Here is a 20888-nt window from a genome sequence, read left to right on the forward strand (position 1 = left end):
TTGATGATACGAAGGCCACCGCCAAACGGTGAGGAGAGTCATTTAAGGGGATGAGCTCCTGCTACCAAACTCATGCGCCTCATGAAGCCGGGTAGCACCTGTGACCTTTGACCGTAGAGTGGTAGCTATCGACCGGTGTTCGAGAGAGGGGTGCCTAACGCGGCTCCCTCAGCATCCCCAAAGCCCCCTCCTCCCCAATCACCCACAAGTAATCCCGCGCCCGGGTCACACCCACGTACGCCAACTCCCGCATCCTCTGCGAGACCACAAGCGTCCAGTCCAACTCCATCAGCACCACTACCGGGCTCTCCAGTCCCTTGAACTTCCTCACCGTGGACCAGCCGATGTCGCGTGGCTGCCGATTCTCGTACGGCACGAGCGAGCGCCCTGCCACCTTCGGCACACCCTGCAACTCCGTCGAAGCGGCACCTTTGGGGGTCAGGACCACGATGTCGGCGGGCTCGATGTGCTGTTCGCGCAGGAGGCGGTCGAGGACCTCCTCCAACTTCTGCAGCTGGTCTTCGAAACTCGAGGCTGGGATCCAGCGCGGCGACTCGCCTTCGGGGCCCAACGCGGTGGGCGAAGCCCCCTCGAAGAACCGCAGCGCGGTCTTGTGGATCTGCTGCGTGTTGCGGATGTTCTCGGTGAGCGCGACCTCGGCGAAAGGGCCTGGCGGGGAAGGTAGGACTCCGCGATCGGGACCGTACAGCAGCTGGTTCGAGTCGGTGAATACGCACACCGACCCACCCGGCGCGAGCAGCACGTCGACCAGCGCCCACCAGTCCGGCTCGAAGTCCTGCGCCTCGTCGACCACGATCGTGTCGAACCGGAGGTCGGGGTCCAGCGCGGCGGTCTCGAACGCCACGTCGGGCAGGGAATCGTAGTAGTCGGATGCCCGCTCGGCGACCAGTGGGTTGAGCCGGAGTCCCGCCGCGCGCGCGAACAGCTCGCACGCGTGGTGGAAGTTCGTGGCGGTCAGGTTTTCGAAGTCGGCCAGGTCCTCGTGCAGCAGGGAGCCCAGCATCTCGTTGAAGCACAGCACCAGGACCCGCTCGCCGGCCCCCGCCCGCTTCACGGCCAGCCTCTTGGCGAGGAACGTCTTGCCCGAGCCCGCGCATCCGTGGACCAACAGGCGCTTGTTGGACGCGACCATGTCGAGCACCCGCCCCTGGCTGGCGGTCAAGCGGTCGAACTCGCGCTGGTGCTCGGCGATGACGATCGCCGCGTCCCGCCGTCCTTCCAGCGCGAGGCCGTGCAACCGCTGGAGGGCCCCGATGATCTCCTTCAAGCCCGGCCCGCGAAGCTCCGCCCCCTGCCTGCAGAACGCGAAGGCGCGTTCGATGCGCGCGCCGATCTCCCGCAGCCCCTCCGCATCGAACACGATCTCGGGCGGTCCGTCGCCGGGGAGGTCGGCGGCTCGAACCGCGCAGTGGGGGAAGCACACCGCATGGAACACGCGCAGACTGCCGGACTGCGAGACCATCTTGCGGAGTTGGCGCTCCAGGCCGTAGCTCGTATCGCGGGCCTGCCGGAACGGGTCCTTGATCGTGCTGACGTGGCCCGAGCGACTGGTCGAGCTCCACTCCCGGGTGTCGGGGTCGTACGCGACGATGCCACCCTTGACCTCGACGACCATCACGCCCAGGTCCGGGTGGCACACCACGAAGTCCGCCTCGCGATCCTGCGCCGGGTCGCCGCGCCGAGTCGCATCCTTCCACGCGAGGGAGTGGAACACGGTGTACCGGTCTTCCAGCGAGTCGCGGAGGGCGTCGAACACCGCAGCCTCCGCCTGGAGGCCTTCGTTCTCCCGCACGTCGGCGGGGAGTTCGGCGGGTCGCATGGTTGGCATCACTTACCGTGTTCGAGACTCTCGCGGACTACCTCTTGGCCTCATGACTACTTTGGCCAGCTTTCACCGAGCGCGCGTCGGATCCGATCGCCGAGGTCCAGCACCAGATCGCCCAGTTCGATCTCGCCAGGCCAACTCTCGCGGCGCGCCTGTTCGTCAGCATCGACGCTATCGAGGGCCTCCTCAAGCAGAGCCCTCAGCTCCTCGACCGTCGGTTCTTCTTGAGACGGAGACATAGGACAAGGATACTCTGGTGGGAACTGCCAATCCTAACGCCGCGAGGGCCCGGGCGAACTGGTGTGTCGCGAAGACTACGGCGACGGATCGTAGATCATGTTGGTGGGCACCTGGCACACCTCGCACCATAGCGGCCGCCCGCCCTCACTCCTCTCGAAGGGCCACGGGTCGCTGTCGTAGACCATGTTCGTGGACACCGAGCTGGCCACATACGTCCAGCCGGTGATCGGCCCCCACTCCAGGCCCCGCACCTCTGGGATCACGCCTTCGAAATCCCTTAGGAAGGTCTCGGGATCTTTCTTGGCCCTATGGAACCACCACGAGACCGCCCCGTAGGGATCGTGATCGTCGCCTGGCAGTCTGTTCATCGATTGGGCCCTTTCGCCACGTGCCGGGAAATTCCTTCAGACCCGGATCGGCACGACGTCGATCGGGCTCGAGCGCTACTCGTTGAGAGTGACATGCCGTGTCAGTGCGACGAGCACCTGCGCTCCGTACTTCTCCTCGAGCAGGGGGATGCGCTGTCCGTCGCCCAGTTCCCCGAGGACGGTCTCGCCTCCACGGCACAGGCAGCGGACCTGGTGCTCCGTGCCGTCGGGCTCGATGATCAGCACGTCGGCTTGAGGGCCCTCGTTGGAGGGCACTTTGCGCATGAGCTCGGCTCGGAGGTGGTTCATGCGCTCATCCTCTTTCGTTTCCGAGTCCGGCCAGGGGCCAGACACGCCGCGGAGGCACTTTCCGCGGGGGCCGGGTCATCGCGGATTCGAGGCTTTCGCCTTTGTCCATGCGCTGACGGAGGACTTGGCGGGAGACGAGACAGCGTGGGTCCCGTTCCCAGGCGCACAGAGACTTCGATTCTCCGAATGCCTCGAAGTTGGGGCTGTCGACCGCAGATGCAACGGAGATCGCGTCCTCCAGCGCCCAATCTTTCCTCACCCGGGTCCGGAGGCGAGCGTAGGGCACCTGGCAGCGCGGGTCGGCAGCCCATTCGCGCAGGGTCTTCTTCTCGCCAAACGCCTCCAAGGCGTGTGCGCGCCCATCGGGCACCGCCCGCCACTTTCGCCCCCCGGCCCCCTTGGGAATCGGGGGCACCGAGAGCGCGCGCTCGACATCCCACCCGACACGGAGTCGCCGATAAAGCGTTTCGTAGGAGACCAGGCATCGCGGGTCCCTCGACCACGCTCCGAGCGACTTGGTCTCTCCAAAGGCGGTGTATTCACGCCCGCGGCGCTTCCAGATCGTCGACAGGGCGCGCTCCAAATCCCATCCGCTGTCGAGTCGCAGAATAAGCTGTTCATAGGAAATCAAGCATCGTGGATCCTTCGACCACGCTCGGACCGACTTCGTCTCTCCATAGGCGGTGCGTTCGCGCTTGGAGAGGCACGAGATTGTCGATAGGGCGCGCTCCATATCCCATCCGCTGCTGACTCGCTCATACAGCGTTGCGTAGCAAACCTGGCATCGAGGGTCCCTCGACCACGCTCCGATCGACTTGGTCTCTCCATACGCGGTGCACGCGTACTCGCGGAAGCCCGCGGGCCTCGAGATCGCCGCTTCAGGGTGCATTGTCTTGAACCTGGCGCGAAGCGTACAGGGGGAAACGGTGCACCGAGGATCCTCCGACCACTCGCGCACTGTGAGCGATATTCCAAATGCGGTCCACCTCTCTCCTTTGCGCGCGTGCGGCCCCGAAGGCTCGTAGGCAGGGCGCCTCAATGCCTCCTCGAGGGATTCGCCTCTGGCCAGCCGAGCACGAAGCGTTGCGCGAGTCACCTCGCAGCGAGGGTCGCGAGCCCACGCTGTGAGCGTCTTGTTCTCGCCGAGGGCGCTTCGAAGAGTCTTCCCTCCAGGCGGAGTCCCCAAGGCGCGCTCGGGCGTCCAGCCCCGTCGGATCCTGCTGTCCACCTCTTCAGCGCCGACGCGGCACCGCGGATCCGCCTTCCACTCGGAAAGCAACTTCTCCTCGCCAAAGGCTCGCACTTTCTTGGGAGTTCTGCTCATCGTCCTTCTGCTATCTCTGTCATGGTATCACGCGACTGGACGATGACGGTGCGCTCCGGCGTCTGGTCCCCAGCTCCTCCACCGATGCCCGCGACAGCAGCGCGGCCGTTTTCACGCCGGAGGCAACCTCGAGCTGGATCGCGGGTGATGCACCCTTGGCACTCTCTACAGGAGCCGGCGCCGCGTTGGCCAACGCCTCCGGCTGCCGTCCGTCAGGGTGAGGTAGAAGGCCATCCCAAACTTCTTTAGCTGGAGCTCACGGAAACGCGCCTCTACCGGAATTCAGCGAGCCACTTCTGGATGTGCGGATTGGAGGATCCGCGGCTGACGATCGCCACTTCAAGGTCCCGATTGCGAGCCCGTCCCAGCGCTCGGCCCAGGGCGGACAGGATCCAATCCAGATCGTTGCCGAACGCCCCGCCGCCCAGCAGGGTGAAGAACGCACGCTTCTGGCCCGACTCCGCCGAGTTGAGGATCGCCGCGCAAATCGCAGCCTCGTAAGACGCTTCCAAAACGAGCCGGGCAAAGGGCTCCCAATCTCGCGCGGAGTGTGCGCAATACGCAACCGGAAGCGCCGAGCAGAAGGCTTGGGTGACCGCGTGCGTCGAACCGCGCACCGTCACCTGCGTGTTCCAGTGAACGCCGATCCGCAACTTCTGCCGCAACGCGTCCCGCTCGTCCTCCGAAATGGATGCGAGGCGATCGGCGATCGCCTGCAACCCCTCCCTGGTGGCCAGGGCGTATCCGTTCCGCATGACCCACAACCCCTCGTCCTCGTTGCCGAGCGCACACCCGAGGTCCTCGAGGCAGTCGATCTGGTTCGATTCCGATTGCCCCTGGGCGCCCCTGACGGGAGCGAAGTAGTTCCGGTAGAGGGTGCCCGCGCCCGCCGCAATGGCGCAAGCCGGCCCTTGCGTGGGGTCGTTCTCGTAGATGCCCACGCCATCCTCAGGCGTCAAGCTGGGGCCGGCCATCTCAAGCAGGTTGAACTGAGAGGCCACCTGAAACAAGCAGTCGGCGTTGGCTGGATCGGCGTGGAGGTCGATCGCATCGGCCACCAGTTCGCGTACTTGGAGGCGCCCGCCGGAAGAGGGAAGGGCCCCGACTCGGTCGCGCAACTCCCCCAACGAGGGGGTCTCCAAACGTCCGCAACCGAAGGACCGTTGGGTGACCAGCGACGTGAGCCTCTCTCCCTCGAGAAGGACCTTCTCACGTACGTCCTTCGGCGAAGTCTCGGGGAATCCGACCAAAGTCTCGAACCAACTCATGCTCCCCATCTTGATACAAACGATTCTCTGGCTGGCCGCGGGTCGAGTACCGCACCGCGGTGGGGCCTGGGACGGCGTCAAAGGAACTCCTCCTGCCTGGCGGGAAAAAGGGCTTTGCGTGGACCCTGTGTGTTGACATTGTGTTTACGTGTGGTAGAATGTGTTCAAAGACCAGGAGCGAGCCCATGCCCCGGAAAGCAGAGCACCTACACATCCGAGCCTCGGAGCGCGAGAAGGCGACCCTCGCCCAAGCCGCGCAGGTGAAGAACATGACCGTGAGCCAGTTCGTGCTCCAGACGTCTGTCCCTGTCGCCGAGGAGATTGTGAACCAGGAGGCGGGGAACGTCCGGACGCTCTTTCGGCTGAACGCGGAGGAGTGGGAAGAGTTCAACCGTCTTCTCGACGCACCGACAAGGGACATCCCCGAGCTGAGGGAGCTTCTCCGATCCAGGGCCCCATGGGAAAAGTAAGTGGAGCTCTCGGAGCCCGTCCTTCTCGATAAGAGCCACGACATAAGCGGCTTCGACTGTGGAAAGGAGCCGCTCAACGTCTTCCTCAAGAACTACGCCCTGGCGAACCAGCAAGGAGGGCTTGCCCGAACGTACGTCGTTGTCTCGGGCGGAAAGGTCGTCGGCTACTACAGCCTCGCCCCCGCAGGGGTCGAGCCGGTCGACGCACCCGAAAGGGTCAGGAAAGGGCAGCCGAGTCACCCGGTCCCCTGCATCCTCCTGGCCAGACTCGCCGTCGACAAAGGCGCCCAAGGGACGGGCCTCGGCAAATTCCTGTTCCGGGACGCGATGCTCAGAGCGCTCCGAGCCCATGAACAAATAGGCGGAAGGGCCTTCCTTGTCCACGCGATGGACGACGAGGCCAAAGCCTTCTATTCCAAGTACGGCATGCTCCCTTCGCCGACCCATCCGATGCACCTCTTTCTCCTCTTTAAAGACATCCGGGCCATGCTGGGAACATGAGCCTCCAAGAGGCAATCTCTGAATGTCTCTTCGAGCAGTACACGACGTTGATCGGGCTCGAGCGCTACTCGTTGAGCGTGACATACCGTGTCAGTGCGACGAGCACCTGCGCTCCGTACTTCTCTTCGAGCAGGGCGATGCGCTGTCCGTCGCCCAGTTCCCCGAGGACGGTCTACGGGTTCGCGCGTTCGAGTCGGCTTCACGTTGTCCGCGTACACTGCGAGACGGGCCCGCGGCCTTTCAAGTGGGGCCTTGGAACTGGCCAGAAGATCGTGTAAGCGTCTGCGCGCCCGCCATAAACCGATCCTTAGTCATTGCGACGGATCAGATGGGCAGCCGACGCCAGCAAGAACGGTACCGTGATCGTGCCGAGGATCTTGAAGATGCCGAGCAGGGAATCGAGAGGCACGGATAGCCACTCAACTCGGAGCGCGCGGTGGTTGTTACTGCGAAATGTCACGCTTGGAAAGGGCACCTCCACCTCGGTGTCAGCGCGGTTCCACTTCTGTGTGGCGGGTGCTTCGACGAATGGGATTACCGCGGAAAGCGCGAGATGAGCCTGCTCTGCACCCGTGAGCGGCTGCGCAATCTTGCTTGTCGGTTTCCGATACTGCTGGCTTCCAGCGAGATTCCATGATATTGCAAGCAAGACAAACAACAGCACGGCCATCACGTTTCTGTTGACTCCATGGCCTACGAACTCGTAGATGAACTCACGAAAACCGACCTCTACAATTCGACCGAATCCGCCGGAAAGGAACTCCCGCTGCTGCCGCCGACGACGATACAAGTGCACGTGATCTCCGCAGCGATCCTCGCCGCGCTCACGTTGGAGACTCTCGACAGCCGCAAAGAAGCTCATTCGATAACGGGCGTGAGACAGGAGCGCCAGGATCGGTTGGCGTTCCATGCGACGTGGCCAGAGACAAGCGTCGATGCCGCTGCCAATCATCATGAGCGCGATCACCAAAGGTAGGGTAGCCCAGAGCGACCACTGGGCCAAGGCAAGAATCGCCATCGCAAGGCCGAGCCCGAAGGGTAGGTTCCAAATGGCAGACGTTGCGCCCCGGTTAGGCATCGTGGTGGGCAAGTCGATGGAAGGAAGATGGCACCCGCCAAGATCAAGGGGCTCTTGCCGATCTGCCAGTTCGCGCGCACCTAACAGGAAGGAACAGCATCCGCCGCCGACGAGGAGTACCGCAACGAGAGTGATATACACCCAGGGATGCTCCAGGAAGAGCGCAACGATGGCAGCCAATGCCAACGTGCCAGAGAGTAGGGCAACGCTGGAGGGATTCCCGTAAGGAACGCCGCCTGACAACGAAGCTCCTAGAATCGCGCGTCCGTTCCGGACCCGCGGCGAGGAAGCGGCCGGTCCTTGGGACTCGTCCATCTTGACGCGAAGCTCGTTCGCCGACACGTCGCCTAGGTCTGCACCCTGACACGCGATGTCCCACGGCAGCCCAAGCGTGTTGCCCACAGTCAGACCGCTCGCTTTCAGGAGGTCGGCCTTTGGCGCAGGATGTCTCATTCTGAATCGGCTGGGCAGGTAGAAGTCGCCTCCCACCTCCACGTTTCGGAAGTTGACTACCCCACCTTTGATGCGGTCCGGCACAAGGGACCTGGCGATCCGCAATACGGCGTAATCGAGTCGAACTGCGCCGTGGATCTTCGCGCCTTCGAACCAGAGGCTGTAATCCTCACCGGTGGGCCACGACCCCATCCCGAATCGGGCCCTCTTGGCCCACAGTAACCCACTCAGCCGGAGGTTGGTCGCCGCAAAAGAGCTCGTCAGCACCGCGTCCTGCAGCGTTAGATTGCCTCCTATGACCGCAGACGAGAGGCGAAGGCTATACTCGCGGTCCCCCTCCTGACAGCGACGCACATGGGAGGAGTTCATGGAGAGGTTGTCCGAAATCGATGCAATGTGCAGGTTGATGCCTCCGGAGGCCTTGAGCCCGTCAAGGACGAGCTCTCCCGTGATGGTGCAACCGCTGGCGGCTAGGGACGGCCTCGAGCGTGCAGCATTGGTGAGGTGGGCCTTGGATAGGTCCGCTTTGCCCTCGATACGAATGCCGTCGAATTCGAGCGTGCCACCAATGTTTGATTCGGAGAAGTCGAGCGAGCCTCCAATGGTCGTCTCGTTGGCACGGATCCCCCCTGTGCGGATGGTGACCAAGCGCGCCCTGACTCCGGCTACCTTGCTCCCAGCAAGATCCAAGGCTTCCTCAAGGGAAGTCTCGGCGCCTTCCAGTTCCAGTCCATGTGAGACGGTTGCGTTCCGCAGAGACAGAGCATAGGCGTTCCTCGAATCGACAGGCACACGGAAGCGCCCGTTCGCGTCCGCATGGAAAGGCTCCAACTCCGCCTCGGATCGTGTTTCCTTGCCGAGAGTCGCGCGGCTAAGATCCAACCGCCCGTCAATCTGTACGCCGTCCGCAAAGACGCCACCAACTCTATCTTTACCGACCTGGACCCGCGATGCCAGGAAGTCCCCCTTGACAGTTAGTGAGCCAATGTAGAGTGAGTAGGGTGTGCGGCTTCCTTCGCTTAGCCCGATCTCGGTGCAGTAGCCTTTGCCGCGAAGAAACGCGTCGAGCCGAACGTCGCCCCCCACGTGCGAATTCGACATATCAAGCCCGCCCTCTAGCTGAGCTCCGCACAGTTCAACATTCGCTCGGATATCCGTGGCGAAAAGGCTGACCGAGTAGGAATGGCCTTCCTCATGGCGCGATGGGCCGACAGTGGATCGAATCAACATCGTCACTTCGGGGTAAGCATCAACCTCGTTCTCCCATGCCTCAAGGTAGAGGCCGCCCCCAATTGTCGAGTGGTCGAATCCGATCCCACCGACGAATTCTGACCCGCGCAGCGAAACATATCCGCCAATCTGGGCCCCCTCGCACCAGAGTGAGTAACTCAGCTTGCGGTCGCTTGAGACGGTCGCCATCTTCTGATGTCCGAAGTGCGATCGGATGGCAGTCCGAACGCCCTCACGTTTCTTCCCGGCATCGGCCTCCGCTGGTTTTGGTAGGTACACGCGGGCCCGAAAATGCCCGTCGATCCGTACGGTATCCGCGCGACATCCCATCGAGAGATGGGCGCCCGTGAGGTCCAGAGAGCCCCGAATATGCGCCCCCATGAGAAGCAGCCCGCCGCGCAGGAAGGTTTGCCGTGGCTTGCACTCCGTATCTGGATCCCAAACCATCATCTCGAAGTCGTTGCACGTGCTGTTGCGGAAATCGAGGTCCCCGGATAGCCTGGCACCTTTGAGGAGCCAGGAGCCCCCCATCGTCACGCCACGCGCAAAGACCGAACGGGCATGGCCAGAATCGTCTTCAGGTAGGTGACACCGGCCGAGACATAAGCGGAAAGTGTGAGCTTTGCCCTTGTCGCGCCAAACCTCGCCGAATAGGTTCGAACCAATCATGCTTCCAGTGAGGTGCATGCCACCAGGGAGCCGGGCCCCTGCAAGGGAGATGAAAGTACCAATGCGGCAGTCGGTCAGGAACAGACTGGCTTGATACGGCAGGCTATCCTTCAGGAACCCTGAGTGGATTACCGTGCGAAAGGGCGCGCATCCCTCCTCTTGCCACACACGAAGATCGAGCCCCCCATGAGTCGTCAAGTTCGGGGCCATCAACCCGCCCTTGATACGGGCACCTCCCAGCGAGCAATCTGACCGGATGGTGGCGTTATGCAGGAGCAATGCACCGTGAACCTCGGCGCCTAGAGGTGATCTCTTGACCACGGCCTTTTCTTTCAGCCGATCGTATCGGGCAGCGGCGTTGTCTCTGCGCAAGTAGTAGACGCTCAGGCTGAAACGCCCCATGTCCGAATTGCTGAAGGTCACGTTTTCGCCAACGCTGATTCCGTCCAGGTTAACAGCGCCTGTGATGCGAGCACTCCTTACCACAAGCCGTCCGCCTATCCGCGTCCGAATTGAAGGTCCCCCCCTGATGGAGCGTTCAGCGTTACTGGGAAGGAGGTGATCCTCATCTGGGTGCCAGCCCTCACAGTCGAGGTCCCCGTGGATTTCGGCGCCGGCCATCCGGACGTCGCCGTCGACCCACATGCCACGAAACGCGCACCTTCCAACAACCCGGACGCGGTTCATCGAAAGGCGGCCCATGATGATCGTTCGGAAAGCCACGACGTCGGTCGTCTTGCTTGGGAGCCACACGAATCGAATGTCAGACTCTATATGCGCATTTCCAAAGTCAACGTTCCCCAGTACCACCGCTCCAGCAAAATCAATTCCCCCACGAACCTCCATCCCTCGGGCAGCGATGCCACTGAAGATCGTGGGCCGATGCTGCTTCAGCTGAGACGTTAGATCGAGCTGCTGGTCCAAGCCTCGGAGTTTCCTCGCAGTCGCTGCGCGCTGGTTCGCCAAAGTCTTCGCCGTTGGATAGCGAGGGCGCTGATCCCAAAGACGGGCTTCCTCGCTATCCTTCGTCTCGGACTTGGCTCGTATTCCTCCCCGAATTCGAGCGTTCGTGAGTTGGAGTTGTCCGCGGAATATGGATCCGCGAAGATCGAGGCCTCCGCGAACGCGAATTCGATCGAGGGAAACGAACGGCTGTCCCACCGGATCGCACATTACGACGGTGTTCGTGATCGAGAGACTGCCGCGGACATCCAAGTCAGTTAGGTCGAGCCCATGCTTGAAGACGCAGTCCTCAATCACCACGGACTTGGAACAACGAACGGCCCGGAGCCGCACGAACGCATTGAAGGTGCATCCCCGCATCCGAAAGGGAAGGTCGAACGACTCTCCCTTGAGATCGAGCGAACACTCGACGTCTTGGCCCTCGAGGGGAGTGCCCCCTCTTAGGGTTAACAGGATTTCCTCTAACTCCATCCCTGTTGGTAGTTCTGGCGTGGAGGCGACCCTCCTTCTGGCAACTTGGGTGGAGGTATTCCTGCAATCAACATCGCGAGCTGTGCATTCGTTGTCAGGACGGCTCGGATGGAACAAGGCGCTACGTCCTGGTCACCGCTCTTCCACCATTCCCCCGGTCCATGGTTGGGTGGACGCCCATCGAACGACTTGACCCCCGCCCTGCGCCTCCGGTAGGCCGTGGACAAGGAGGTCTGCCATGATGTGGATCTTAGCTGTCCTGACCCTCTGCGGGCCGTCGGCCCTCGGGCCGATCCAGGGCGACCGCACCGTCTCCGAACGGGAGATGATGCGGATGTGGGGACAGTCCATCGCCAAGACGATGCCCGCCGCGATCAAAAAGGGCGGCACGCTCAAACAACTTCAGTTCGCCTTCTCCCAGTACTGCAACGCGCTCGACAAGCGCGCGGTGACCAACAACTCGAGCTACGCGACGCGCCTTACCAACCTCTTCAAAGAGGGCAAACTCACAAAATGGACCTGCGGGGACCATGCCGAGCTGCTCGAAAGCATGTTCAGCGGCATGGGGATTCCCGGTAAGGACCTGCTCTACCTCCACGCCGTGGCGGAACGGCTTCAGCCAACCATCAACCAGGACCACGGCACCATCGCCGTGCTGATCAACGGAAAGCTCTTCGTCTTCGATGCGTGGCAGGTGGCGCGGTTCAACGGGAGCTTCAACCTGGCCAAGAACGTCCAAGCGTCCATCTGGAACGGCGGGGACGCGTACACCTGGGAACTCCAGATGATCGCGCAAGGCTACAGCCAGTTCCAACTCGACGATCGACCCTTCCACAAACACGTCGCCGACGCGCTGGCCGAATACCAGAAGTTCCTGAAAGGAACGACGCCGCCGGCGAAAACCGCCCCGACCACCAAGCCCCCCACGCGCTACTGGGTCCGGGACGGCGACCCGATCCTCACGATCGATGAACCGCGAAAGGGCTGCACCATCGGATGGGACAAGAAGGGGATCCTGACCTCGACCGGCAACTGGGGAGGATCGCCCGGCGTCTCGCCGGTGGAGTTCATCGTCACCTACGACTTCGAACTGCCCGAGCGGATGAAGTCGGGCGAAGAAGGCCAGTGCGACGTGAAACTGATCTACCGGTACAACCAGAAGGACCTCGCCGCCAGAGGCTACACCATGTCCGTGGAAGTCCACGTGGGCCAGTTCGCCCCGACCGGCGACTGGGTGAACAACCGCGGCGCGACGAACTTCTTGAAGGTCGTCGCGGCCTGCAACGACGAAAGCCCCAACCGCGGAGGCCCGCTGTATCCCGTCGTGGGACACCATGCCTTCACCGCGCCCACGTTCCGCGCGTCCCTCGAAGGCACGTGGCGGTTCGCGATCCAGTTCTACATCTACGGACCCGCGACGCCGACCGCCCGGTTGGTGCAGGTCTACAAAACCGACTGAACGCGTCGGGCAGGTGCGGCCCCCGCCAACCACGGGGTCCGCACCAGCCCCTCCGCCAGCGCCCACGATAGCACCGCGGCCCCCGCCACCGCGCCCGCGACCGCGGGCGTCATGGGCGCCAGCCCCAGCACCGTACGCAGCCACGGCACCGTGGCCGCCGCGACCTGCAACCCCACCGCCCCGACCACCGAGGCGGCCAACGCGACGTTGCGCCGCGAAGCCGACGCCGAACGCGCGGGGTAGGCGACCAGCAGTTGGCCCACCGCCAGGAACTGGAACAACGCCGAGCGCGCCTCGCCGAAGGACACGTGTGTCAGGAGCGTGCCAAACAGCGCGAGGCCGACCGCCGACGCCAGGAGCCCCACCCCCACCACGAACCGCACCCCGAAACGGTCGAGCATCGGGCTGTCGGGCGGGCGGGGCGGGCGCTTCATCGCGCCGGGGTTCCGATCGAAGCCGAGCGCGAGCGCCACCGGGCCGTCGGTCACCACGTTGATCCATAGGAGCTGGACCGCGGTCAAGGGGAGGAGCACCTCGCCGCCGGGCTCCCGCATCCCCGCCACGAACGCCCCCAGCGCACCGACCACCACCACGCACAACTCGGCGAAGTTCGTCGCGAAGAGGAAGCGGATGAACTTCTGGATGTTCGCGAAGATGCCCCTTCCGTGCTCGATCGCCGCCACGATCGACGCGAAGTTGTCGTCGGTCAGCACCAGGTCCGACACCTCGCGTGCGAGGTCCGTGCCGCGGCGGCCCATCGCGATCCCGACGTCGGCGCGCTTGAGCGCGGGCGCGTCGTTCACCCCGTCGCCGGTCATCGCCACGATGTGGCCCTTCTCCTGGAGCCGCTCGATCAGCGCGAGCTTCTGCTCGGGCTGCACGCGCGCGAACACGTTCGCGCCTTCGGGCAACTCGTCCAGCCCCTCGAGGTCCTCGCCCAACACCACGTCGTCGGTGGCGAGGCCGATCGCGTCGGCGATCGCGCGGGCCGTCTGCGGATGGTCACCGGTGACCATCACCACGCGGACGCCCGCCTCCCGGGTGCGGGCGAGCGCACCCTGCACCTCCTCGCGGGGCGGGTCCCACAGCTTGGCGAACCCGAGGAACTCCACGCCCCGATCCTCGTCGTCCCCGCCCCTGGCGAAGGCGAGCAGCCGATACCCCTCCGCGGCCGCCTCCTTCGCCCTTGCGAGCCAGCGCTTTCGCGCCTCGTCGCCGAGGTCCGACCGCCCAAGCAGCACCTCCGGCGCGCCCTTGAGCCACCGCTCCCCGTCGCCGCACGTGACGCGCATGTACTTGCGCTTGCTCTCGAACGGAAGCTCGTCCGAGCGCGGGCACCGCTCGCGCTCCGCACCGGCGTCCACGCCGCGATCCCGCGCGAACTCCAACAGCGCGCGCTCCAGGGGGTCTCCCGAATCGGAGTCCGGCTCTGCATCGTTGGCGAGCACCATCGCCCTCAGCACGGCCCGCTCCTCCTCGCACTCCAAACCCTCCACGGTCATCCGGTTCTCGGTGAGGGTCCCCGTCTTGTCTGTCGCGATCACGGTTACCGAGCCGAGGGCCTCCACCGCGACCATCCGGCGCACCACCGCGTTCCGGCGCGCCATGCGCTCGACCCCGCGGGCCAGGGTGAGCGTCATCACCGCGGGCATCCCTTCGGGCACCGCCGCCACCGCGAGCGCGATCGAGAACACCAGCACGTGGCCGAGCGAATCGAGGCCCTCGACCCACACGCCGCCGAGCACCAGGGCCGCCGCCAGCCCCGCCACCCACTTCGAGACCAGGCTGCCGAAGGCGCCCAGCTTGCGCTCGAGGGGTGTCGGGGTAGCCTTCAACCCCTGGAGCGTCGAGGCGAGCTTGCCCAACGCGCTCTGCGCCCCGGTGCGCACGACCTCCGCGGCCGCGCCGCCCTTCACGAGCCGCGTGCCGGCGCGAAGCTCCTCGCCGGACGCACGGTCGACCGGGACCGATTCGCCGGTCAGCATCGACTCGTCGAGCAGGATGCCCCGGGTCTCCACCACGCGAACGTCCGCCGGAACGCGGTCGCCGGTCTCGAGGCGCACGACGTCGCCGGGAACGAGTTCGCGGCTGGGAATCTTGCGCTGTTTGCCGTCGCGCCACACCGTGGAACGGGGCTGGGCCAGTTCCTGGAGCTTGGACAGCGCCTCGTCGGCGCGGTACTCCTGATACACGCCAAGACACGCGTTTACAACGAGGATCAGGGCGATGGCCGCGGCTTCGAGCGGCACGCCGCCACCCCCTTTCGAGAGCCAGATCGCAAGGTCGATCCCGACGGCCGCGACCAAAAGCCACACGATCGGGCTCGTGAACTGCGCCGCGATCCGCGAGGCCAGACTCGGCCCCGAGCTTTCGGGAAGCGCGTTCGGGCCGTGCTGCTCCAGCCGCCTCCGCGCCTCCTGCCCGCTCAGACCTTCGCGATGCATCGCTCCCCGCTTGTTTCTACGCCGGCACGCCCCGTCCAGCGGGCGTGGCACGTTGTCAGCACTCCGCCCCTCGGCGCCTCTCCCGCTAAGTGAAAGGCAAGTGAAAGGGTCGCTCCTGCATCTTACAGTCAGGGCGAACGATTCCGCCCAATTTGAACGCCATGATCCACCCCCGCACGCCCGGAGAGAGTCCCCATGTCGGATGATCCCATCCACGCCGTCCATCCCCAGCTCGTGATGCAGATCGCGGCGAAGGACTCGATCCGCCGCGTCTGGGTGGCGAAGCTGCCGTCCGACGGGAACCGCTACCAAATCTTCGAAGCTCCCACACACGCCCTTCCCGAGTTCCGCGAGATCCGGGTGGCGGGCCTCCTGTGCGCGGAGACGCGCGCCGGACGCGACCGCATCGCCGTGCTCCTCGAGGAGCGGGGCGCGTTGCTGTGGAGGGAAATCTCCATCACCCGCGCCCGCACCATCGCCCGCCGCCTGGCGTGCCTGAACGGCGGGGTGGTGCACCTGGCTCTCTTCGACGAGATCGACCGGGTGGTGTGGGAGCCCGTGGCCCTGCCTTGACGGGCCGCGGCCCGGCTACCGGGTCGCGGGCCATAAGCACGGCGCCCCGTCGGTGAGCACGCGGAACCGGAAGTCGCGCAGGTCCACCCTCGCGATGTGGGCTTGGGTCCCGTCCTGCGACGTCATCATCACCGCGGAATCGCCGTCGGCGAAGGACACCTCCCCCGTGTCCAACTGGCGGAGAGGCACGAGGGGTTGGACGAAGCCCGTCTTCAGGTCCAGCAGGGTGGCCTCGTACTTCGTGCGCCGGAACGACGAGTAGATGAGGAAGCGGCCGTCGGCGCTGTAGACCCCGTGCGTGTCCTCCCACGTCCCGTCGGTCAACCGCACCAGCCCGCTCCCGTCCAGATTCATCGACCAGAGGTTCTGGACCCCTGCCCGGTGCGAGGAGAATACGATGCGCTCACCGTTCGGGTGCCAGGTGGGTTCGAGATTGCGGAGGCCGTCGTGGGTGACGAACCGCCAGGCGCCGGAGCGAAGGTCGGCGAGCCCCACCTCCCAGTTGCCCGTCGCCATCGTGCAGAACACCAGCCGGGTGCCATCCGGACTCCATACGGGCTGGACGTCTCGGGCGGGCGTCGACACGATGCTTCGTTCCTCGGTTCCGTCCACCCGGGCGACGTAAATGTCCTCCCGGTTTTGGGATTCCCGCGTGTAGGCCAGCCATCTCCCGTTGGGCGAGATCCGGGGAACGCCCGCGCCGATGAACACCTCGGAGAGCGGGGTCGGCGCCCGGCCATCGGTCGCCATCCGCCAAAGCCTTTCCTTGCCGTCCTGGAACGAGACAAAGACCACCTCGTCGATACCGATGCGCCGCGGGTCTGGATGGTAGGGCGCCACCATTTGGAAGGGCATGACCGGCGCGAGGGCGGCAAGCGCGGCGAAGCGCCAGGGACTAATCGTCCCCGACCGACCCTGGGCGAGCGTGCGGATGCGGCCCAGCAGGTGGCCCTGGCCCAACAGCCTCGAAAGCGCCGGCTGCGGCGTGGCCACCACCGCGCCCCCGAGCAGCGCGGCATACCCGCTCCTCGAGGCCAACGCCTGGTCGACGACCTGTTCGTTTGCGAGGACCGCTTGGCGAAGGCCGAGCCAAACCAACGGGTTCCACCAGAAGAGGTGCTGAACGAGGGAGTACCAGACGAGCCGCAGGGGATCCCGCTGGCGCAGATGGAGCAGCTCGTGCTCCAACACCAGGCGCCACTGGTCCTCGTCCAAGCGCATCGCCGCCGGCACCAGGATCACGGGTTGGGTCACTCCCCAGACGCACGGAGAGCGGATCGCGTCCGATGCTTTGAGGATGGGGGCGTCTGCGACCTCGTAGTGCTGGCCCAGCTCGTACACGAGATCGATGAGCGCCGCGTCCGTGACCTGCTCGGCGGCCCTCACCAGGCGCAGGGTGGCGACCATCCGCCATCCCAGAACCAACAGTCCGACGCCCGCCAAACCAGCCACCAGCAGAACCAATGGGTGCGGGCCCGGATCCGGCAGGTACGCAACCTGGTGCGCGGCGAACCGAGGGTCGAGTTCGAACACCATGGGGGTCAGCGCCGAGACCCTCTCTCCGGGAGGTTTGAGAATCGGCACGGTCAACGGGGGCAACGGAAGCAGAACCACCAGCGGGGAGGCGAAGCACCACGCCCAGAGCAGGCGGCGCGCCGCGCAGTCGGGCCTCAGCACTCGGCTGAGAAGGAGTCCGAGCAGGAAGACGACGCTGATCCGGAGCAGGACCTCGACAAGCTCGGAGGGCGTCACTTCGTCTAGGTCTCCATCTCGTCCAGGAGCTCCTTGAACTGCTCGAGCTCCGAGGGGTCGATGTCCTCGGACTGGGCGAGGAAGGACGCGATGGGTTTCAGCCTTCCGCCCAGCCTCTCCTTGATGAACGCCTCCACGAGTTGGCGCTCCATCCGCTCGGCGTCCTGCCTGGTGCGGTAGAGAAAGGTGCCGTCGACCTTCTTCCGGTCGACCAGCCCTTTCTTGAGGAGGCGGTCCACGGCCTTGACGATGGTGCCGCGAACGAACCCCCTCGGCCTTCCGAACTCCTCGAAGATCTGCCTCACCGACAGATCCTCTTGGCCGGAGAGGAATCTCAAGAGTTCGTATTCGAATTTGCCAGGGGGGGAGGCGTCCATGGCCCCATTATAGGAGGGTGCAGGGAGCATCACGACGGGCTACGCCCTCCTGTTTCGGGAACGGCTTCTCCTCGCCGCCATCGTCAGTGCGAGGGCTCCAAGAATCATCGAGCATGGCTCAGGCACCGGCGCGCTGGTCCAGGCGGTCGCGCCAACGTAAAGACCCTCATGGATGAGCTGGAGGTCGTTGCCGTCCGGACTCAGCCAGAAGAGTCCGTCGGGGTTGGCGCCAGCCGCCACCCCGTGAACGAGGATCCTTCCCGAGTCCCAGTAGTCCGGATAGGCGTGGGAGCCCAGTAACTGCGTGAACACGTGTTGGTTGCTTCCGTCCGCGCCCATCATCCATCCACGCCAGTCGGATCCTCCGTCCAAGGCATGAAACGCGATCTGGGTCCCATCCTGAGACCATCGGGGTGCCCACTCATCCCATCCACCCGTGGTGAGCTGGGTGAGCCCGCTCCCGTCGCTCTCCATCGTCCAAACGTCCCCAGTTCCGTTCACCCCGCGGGTGAAGGCGATGCGGCCGTTGGCTCGGGACCAGTCTGCCGTTCCCTCCGGAGTGTTGGGCGTGTTTGTGATGTTGACTTGGTTGGAGCCGTCTGCATTCATCAGGAAGAGATCCATGACCGTGTCCGTGCCGCGCTGAAACAAGAGTTGCGACCCGTCCGGACTCCAACTGGGGAATAGATTGTCCTCGGCGTCGAACGTGAGCTGGTGCATGTTGGAGCCGTCGCTGTCCATCACAAAGATCTGCGCCCGGCCGGTATGCCAGGAGTGGAAGGCGATCTTCGAGCCGTCAGGGCTGATCGAAGGACCATAGGCGTTTGTTCCAAATGCGGTGAGCGGGATCTCGCCGCTGCCGTCGAGGTTCATGCGACTCAGGTTGATGATCCCTCCAACGCGCTTGGCTCCCACGATGAAACCAACTGCGCACGCGTGCGTTCCGAGGGCCGAGAGACAAGCGATGACAACACACTTTTTGATCAAGGGAGCAACTCCTTTCCAGAGGGTGATGACAACTGTCATAAACGATGATATCACACTTTTCGCAGGGCTCCAACCGCATGTCTTCATCGGGTTCGCTGAGGGTTCTGCGAACGTGTGATATCATTTGATGTCAGATGTCATCATTTGATCCATCGAGTCAGCCGTTTCGCAAATTGAAACAGGAGCAGAGCCAACCGCAGTGGACGAAGAGCAGTCAGGTGTCGTCAGCCCCCGGATCGTCTTGCAGATCCTGACCCTCGAATCGCGCCGCCGCGTTTGGCTCGCGCGTGCTTTGAGCCAGGGCAACCACTACCGCACCGTCGAGGCTCCCACGAACGGTCTCGTCCAATTCCACGGGACTCGGGTCGAAGGGCTGCTTTGCGCCGAGACGCCTGCCGGGCGCGCACGGATCCTGGACCGGTTGGGCCATCATGAGCCGTTGGACTGGAGGGAAGTGTCGATCCTGGAGGCGCGCCGGTTGGCCCGCAAACTGGCGGCCAGGAGGGGCGGAGTGGTGCACCTCGCCCTGTTCGACGAACCGACCCAAGTCGTTTGGGAGCCCGTGGCGATCAAGTAGGGTAGGCGCGGGCTGGGTGTGTCGGCGATCCAGCCCTCCTAGCTCGTGCCTGCGTCGACCGTCGTTCCGTCAATTGCCTCCTCTGCCACGCTCCATGGGGCTGGTGACGATCTTTCTGTAAGCCTCGGAAGAGAGGTGCTTAGGCTCGTAGGTCGCGCCAAAACGAGTCAGGTTGGAGTCGAACGCGCGAAGGTGGTTGCGCGACCCCTTCTCAAGGTTCGCGTAGACACTGAGGATGTCGGTGTTGGTGGTCTGTTTGATCCACCGCTGGAGGTCGAAGATGTCCAGTTCTTCGATCTGCGCACCGACCTTCAGGGCTTCCGTTCGCGAAACCCTGCCAGCCTTCACCAGATCGTTGTAGAGGCGCTGCAGCGTGGGGTTGGCGAACGTGCCGGCTTTGCCGATGGTCATCGGGTCTTGGAGCTGGTAGCGGTCCAGGAGCACCTTCACGGCGTCCATGTGCGTCTGTTCGGCGCGCGCGATGTTGGAGAAGGGTCGTCCCCACCGGGTGGCGAGCGCGTTGTACACGTCGAACGCCAGCTTCTCCTCCTCGCGCATGAAGAGCAGCCCTTCCTTCTCCGCGTTCGAGAGTTGGGCTCCAGTCAGACTCCCAAGACGGGTCTCGAGGGCGGCCGTATCGAACGCGGTTGCGCCGACCCCGTCCACTCGAGTGCCCTGTTCCGGTCCCGCCGCATAGGCCAGCCCGAGGAGTGCAGTGGCCGCGAGGGCTGCGGCTGTGGTGTTCCAGATGGGTTTCATTTGTAGGCCTCCACTTCTTCGGAGACCTCCCAGGGCGGAGAGGATTCACGCCCTGGGCCCAAAGCGACGGGGCACCGACCTGTTACCCGCCGGACGGTGCGTCCATGTTGTAGATGTCGCGCACCATCAACCACTTGCCGTCGGACTGCTTACGGTAGATCTCGATGTACTTGCCCGCCGCCTTCGCCTCCTTTCCGTCCGGGGTCGTCATCGTCAGCACGGCGCTCCCTCGAAGAAAGGCGAGGTCGCCGTAGCCGTCGATCTCGTGGATTTCGGCGACGAAATCCTTGACGGGCGGGAACTCGGAGAACGACTTCTTGATCGCCTCGCGCCCGTTCACAGCCGGCGCGTCGGGCGGGTACATGATCGCGTCCTCCGCGTAGGCGGCAGCGAGCGTGTCCCAATCGCCGGCCTTCATCGCTTCGCCGAACGAGTTGGACAGGGACTCGATGGCGGCCTTGTCCTCGGCGGTGATCGCGGAAACGCCCGTCGGTGCGGGGGTGGCCGCCGGGGTCGTCGGGGTCCCGCAACCGGCGGTCAAGACCAGTGCGAGGGCGAAAAAGGGAAGCGCTGCTTTCATGGCGGAACAGGCTACCCGTCATCGAGCGGGGCGGTAGACGCTCAGTTCGTAAATCGACCAGTGGTACGTGGCGTCGGAGCCGGTCTGTGTGATCCGGATCCATCGGGCCCTTTGCCTCGGGAACTCGATGGTCGTGCGTAAAGGGTGCCACGCCCGCTCGTCGGGCGTGAGTTCCCAATCGGAGCTGAGA

At 64.3% G+C, this 20888-nt stretch carries 18 protein-coding genes; 5 read left to right on the forward strand and 13 right to left on the reverse strand.

The genetic code is table 11. The annotated features are described in order from the left end of the window. Positions 1 to 154: 154 nt before the first annotated feature. The 6 genes from M9921_14485 to M9921_14510 all read right to left on the reverse strand — a co-directional run bounded on the left by M9921_14485 (position 155) and on the right by M9921_14510 (position 5355). Entirely contained in the window at positions 155 to 1840 is a 1686-nt protein-coding gene (locus tag M9921_14485; GenBank protein ID MCO5298052.1) for an NERD domain-containing protein, read from the reverse strand. A 56-nt stretch (positions 1841 to 1896) separates the two neighbouring features. Further along, a complete protein-coding gene (locus M9921_14490) occupies positions 1897 to 2085 on the reverse strand; it encodes a hypothetical protein (GenBank protein ID MCO5298053.1) in 189 nt (62 codons plus the stop codon). 75 nt (positions 2086 to 2160) lie between these two features. Then, positions 2161 to 2454, reverse strand: a complete 294-nt coding sequence (locus M9921_14495) for a hypothetical protein (protein ID MCO5298054.1) — start codon at positions 2452 to 2454, stop codon at positions 2161 to 2163. A gap of 75 nt (positions 2455 to 2529) precedes the next feature. Beyond that, positions 2530 to 2763 carry a hypothetical protein gene (locus M9921_14500; GenBank protein MCO5298055.1) on the reverse strand — a complete coding sequence of 78 codons (234 nt, stop codon included), beginning with the start codon at positions 2761 to 2763 and terminating at the stop codon, positions 2530 to 2532. Between the two features lie 4 nt (positions 2764 to 2767). Next, positions 2768 to 3394: a hypothetical protein gene (locus M9921_14505; GenBank protein ID MCO5298056.1), complete on the reverse strand. Its 627-nt coding sequence runs from the start codon at positions 3392 to 3394 to the stop codon at positions 2768 to 2770. A 965-nt stretch (positions 3395 to 4359) separates the two neighbouring features. Beyond that, the gene (locus M9921_14510; GenBank protein MCO5298057.1) at positions 4360 to 5355 is read right to left on the reverse strand and encodes a hypothetical protein; all 996 of its coding nucleotides are present in this window, start codon (positions 5353 to 5355) and stop codon (positions 4360 to 4362) included. A gap of 185 nt (positions 5356 to 5540) precedes the next feature. On the opposite strand from M9921_14510, the gene M9921_14515 reads away from it, so the two are divergent. Together M9921_14515 and M9921_14520 are read left to right on the forward strand one after the other, a co-directional pair. Continuing rightward, complete coding sequence (locus M9921_14515) at positions 5541 to 5825, forward strand: DUF1778 domain-containing protein (GenBank protein ID MCO5298058.1); 285 nt, start codon at positions 5541 to 5543, stop codon at positions 5823 to 5825. Beyond that, positions 5826 to 6326: a GNAT family N-acetyltransferase gene (locus M9921_14520; GenBank protein ID MCO5298059.1), complete on the forward strand. Its 501-nt coding sequence runs from the start codon at positions 5826 to 5828 to the stop codon at positions 6324 to 6326. 307 nt (positions 6327 to 6633) lie between these two features. On the opposite strand, the gene M9921_14525 is transcribed toward M9921_14520, so the two are convergent. Then, entirely contained in the window at positions 6634 to 10680 is a 4047-nt protein-coding gene (locus M9921_14525; protein MCO5298060.1) for a hypothetical protein, read from the reverse strand. Positions 10681 to 11428: 748 nt separating this feature from the next. Here M9921_14525 and M9921_14530 point away from each other — a divergent pair. After that, positions 11429 to 12649 carry a hypothetical protein gene (locus M9921_14530; GenBank protein ID MCO5298061.1) on the forward strand — a complete coding sequence of 407 codons (1221 nt, stop codon included), beginning with the start codon at positions 11429 to 11431 and terminating at the stop codon, positions 12647 to 12649. Here M9921_14530 and M9921_14535 read toward each other — a convergent pair. Next, on the reverse strand, positions 12634 to 15093 hold the full coding sequence (locus M9921_14535) for an HAD-IC family P-type ATPase (GenBank protein ID MCO5298062.1): 2460 nt from the start codon (positions 15091 to 15093) through the stop codon (positions 12634 to 12636). The genes M9921_14530 and M9921_14535 overlap by 16 nt on opposite strands. Positions 15094 to 15288: 195 nt before the next feature. Between M9921_14535 and M9921_14540 the strand changes: the two genes are divergently transcribed. After that, the gene (locus M9921_14540; GenBank protein MCO5298063.1) at positions 15289 to 15666 is read left to right on the forward strand and encodes a hypothetical protein; all 378 of its coding nucleotides are present in this window, start codon (positions 15289 to 15291) and stop codon (positions 15664 to 15666) included. Between the two features lie 15 nt (positions 15667 to 15681). On the opposite strand, the gene M9921_14545 is transcribed toward M9921_14540, so the two are convergent. The 3 genes from M9921_14545 to M9921_14555 are packed head-to-tail and all read right to left on the reverse strand — an operon-like array spanning position 15682 to position 18782. Further along, positions 15682 to 17418 carry a hypothetical protein gene (locus M9921_14545; protein ID MCO5298064.1) on the reverse strand — a complete coding sequence of 579 codons (1737 nt, stop codon included), beginning with the start codon at positions 17416 to 17418 and terminating at the stop codon, positions 15682 to 15684. 5 nt (positions 17419 to 17423) lie between these two features. Continuing rightward, a complete protein-coding gene (locus tag M9921_14550; protein ID MCO5298065.1) occupies positions 17424 to 17795 on the reverse strand; it encodes a BlaI/MecI/CopY family transcriptional regulator in 372 nt (123 codons plus the stop codon). Between the two features lie 39 nt (positions 17796 to 17834). Continuing rightward, entirely contained in the window at positions 17835 to 18782 is a 948-nt protein-coding gene (locus M9921_14555) for a hypothetical protein (GenBank protein ID MCO5298066.1), read from the reverse strand. A 199-nt stretch (positions 18783 to 18981) separates the two neighbouring features. Between M9921_14555 and M9921_14560 the strand changes: the two genes are divergently transcribed. After that, the gene (locus tag M9921_14560; protein MCO5298067.1) at positions 18982 to 19359 is read left to right on the forward strand and encodes a hypothetical protein; all 378 of its coding nucleotides are present in this window, start codon (positions 18982 to 18984) and stop codon (positions 19357 to 19359) included. Positions 19360 to 19428: 69 nt separating this feature from the next. Here M9921_14560 and M9921_14565 read toward each other — a convergent pair whose 3' ends face one another. Both M9921_14565 and M9921_14570 read right to left on the reverse strand, forming a co-directional pair. Beyond that, complete coding sequence (locus M9921_14565; protein MCO5298068.1) at positions 19429 to 20118, reverse strand: DUF2202 domain-containing protein; 690 nt, start codon at positions 20116 to 20118, stop codon at positions 19429 to 19431. Positions 20119 to 20200: 82 nt separating this feature from the next. Beyond that, on the reverse strand, positions 20201 to 20698 hold the full coding sequence (locus M9921_14570; protein MCO5298069.1) for an SgcJ/EcaC family oxidoreductase: 498 nt from the start codon (positions 20696 to 20698) through the stop codon (positions 20201 to 20203). Positions 20699 to 20888 lie beyond the last annotated feature (190 nt).

It is taken from the genome of Fimbriimonadaceae bacterium (genome assembly GCA_023957775.1).
Taxonomy (GTDB): domain Bacteria; phylum Armatimonadota; class Fimbriimonadia; order Fimbriimonadales; family Fimbriimonadaceae; genus JAMLGR01.

What these genes read in the sequence shown, in the direction of transcription:
- M9921_14510 (MCO5298057.1), bottom strand. Translation starts at nt 5,355, where the DNA reads ATGAGTTGGTTCGAGACTTTGGTCGGATTCCCCGAGACTTCGCCGAAG.
- M9921_14535 (MCO5298062.1), bottom strand. Translation starts at nt 15,093, where the DNA reads ATGCATCGCGAAGGTCTGAGCGGGCAGGAGGCGCGGAGGCGGCTGGAG.
- M9921_14530 (MCO5298061.1), top strand. Translation starts at nt 11,429, where the DNA reads ATGATGTGGATCTTAGCTGTCCTGACCCTCTGCGGGCCGTCGGCCCTC.
- M9921_14565 (MCO5298068.1), bottom strand. Translation starts at nt 20,118, where the DNA reads ATGAAACCCATCTGGAACACCACAGCCGCAGCCCTCGCGGCCACTGCA.
- M9921_14490 (MCO5298053.1), bottom strand. Translation starts at nt 2,085, where the DNA reads ATGTCTCCGTCTCAAGAAGAACCGACGGTCGAGGAGCTGAGGGCTCTG.
- M9921_14500 (MCO5298055.1), bottom strand. Translation starts at nt 2,763, where the DNA reads ATGAACCACCTCCGAGCCGAGCTCATGCGCAAAGTGCCCTCCAACGAG.
- M9921_14485 (MCO5298052.1), bottom strand. Translation starts at nt 1,840, where the DNA reads ATGCGACCCGCCGAACTCCCCGCCGACGTGCGGGAGAACGAAGGCCTC.
- M9921_14495 (MCO5298054.1), bottom strand. Translation starts at nt 2,454, where the DNA reads ATGAACAGACTGCCAGGCGACGATCACGATCCCTACGGGGCGGTCTCG.
- M9921_14550 (MCO5298065.1), bottom strand. Translation starts at nt 17,795, where the DNA reads ATGGACGCCTCCCCCCCTGGCAAATTCGAATACGAACTCTTGAGATTC.
- M9921_14570 (MCO5298069.1), bottom strand. Translation starts at nt 20,698, where the DNA reads ATGAAAGCAGCGCTTCCCTTTTTCGCCCTCGCACTGGTCTTGACCGCC.
- M9921_14515 (MCO5298058.1), top strand. Translation starts at nt 5,541, where the DNA reads ATGCCCCGGAAAGCAGAGCACCTACACATCCGAGCCTCGGAGCGCGAG.
- M9921_14540 (MCO5298063.1), top strand. Translation starts at nt 15,289, where the DNA reads ATGTCGGATGATCCCATCCACGCCGTCCATCCCCAGCTCGTGATGCAG.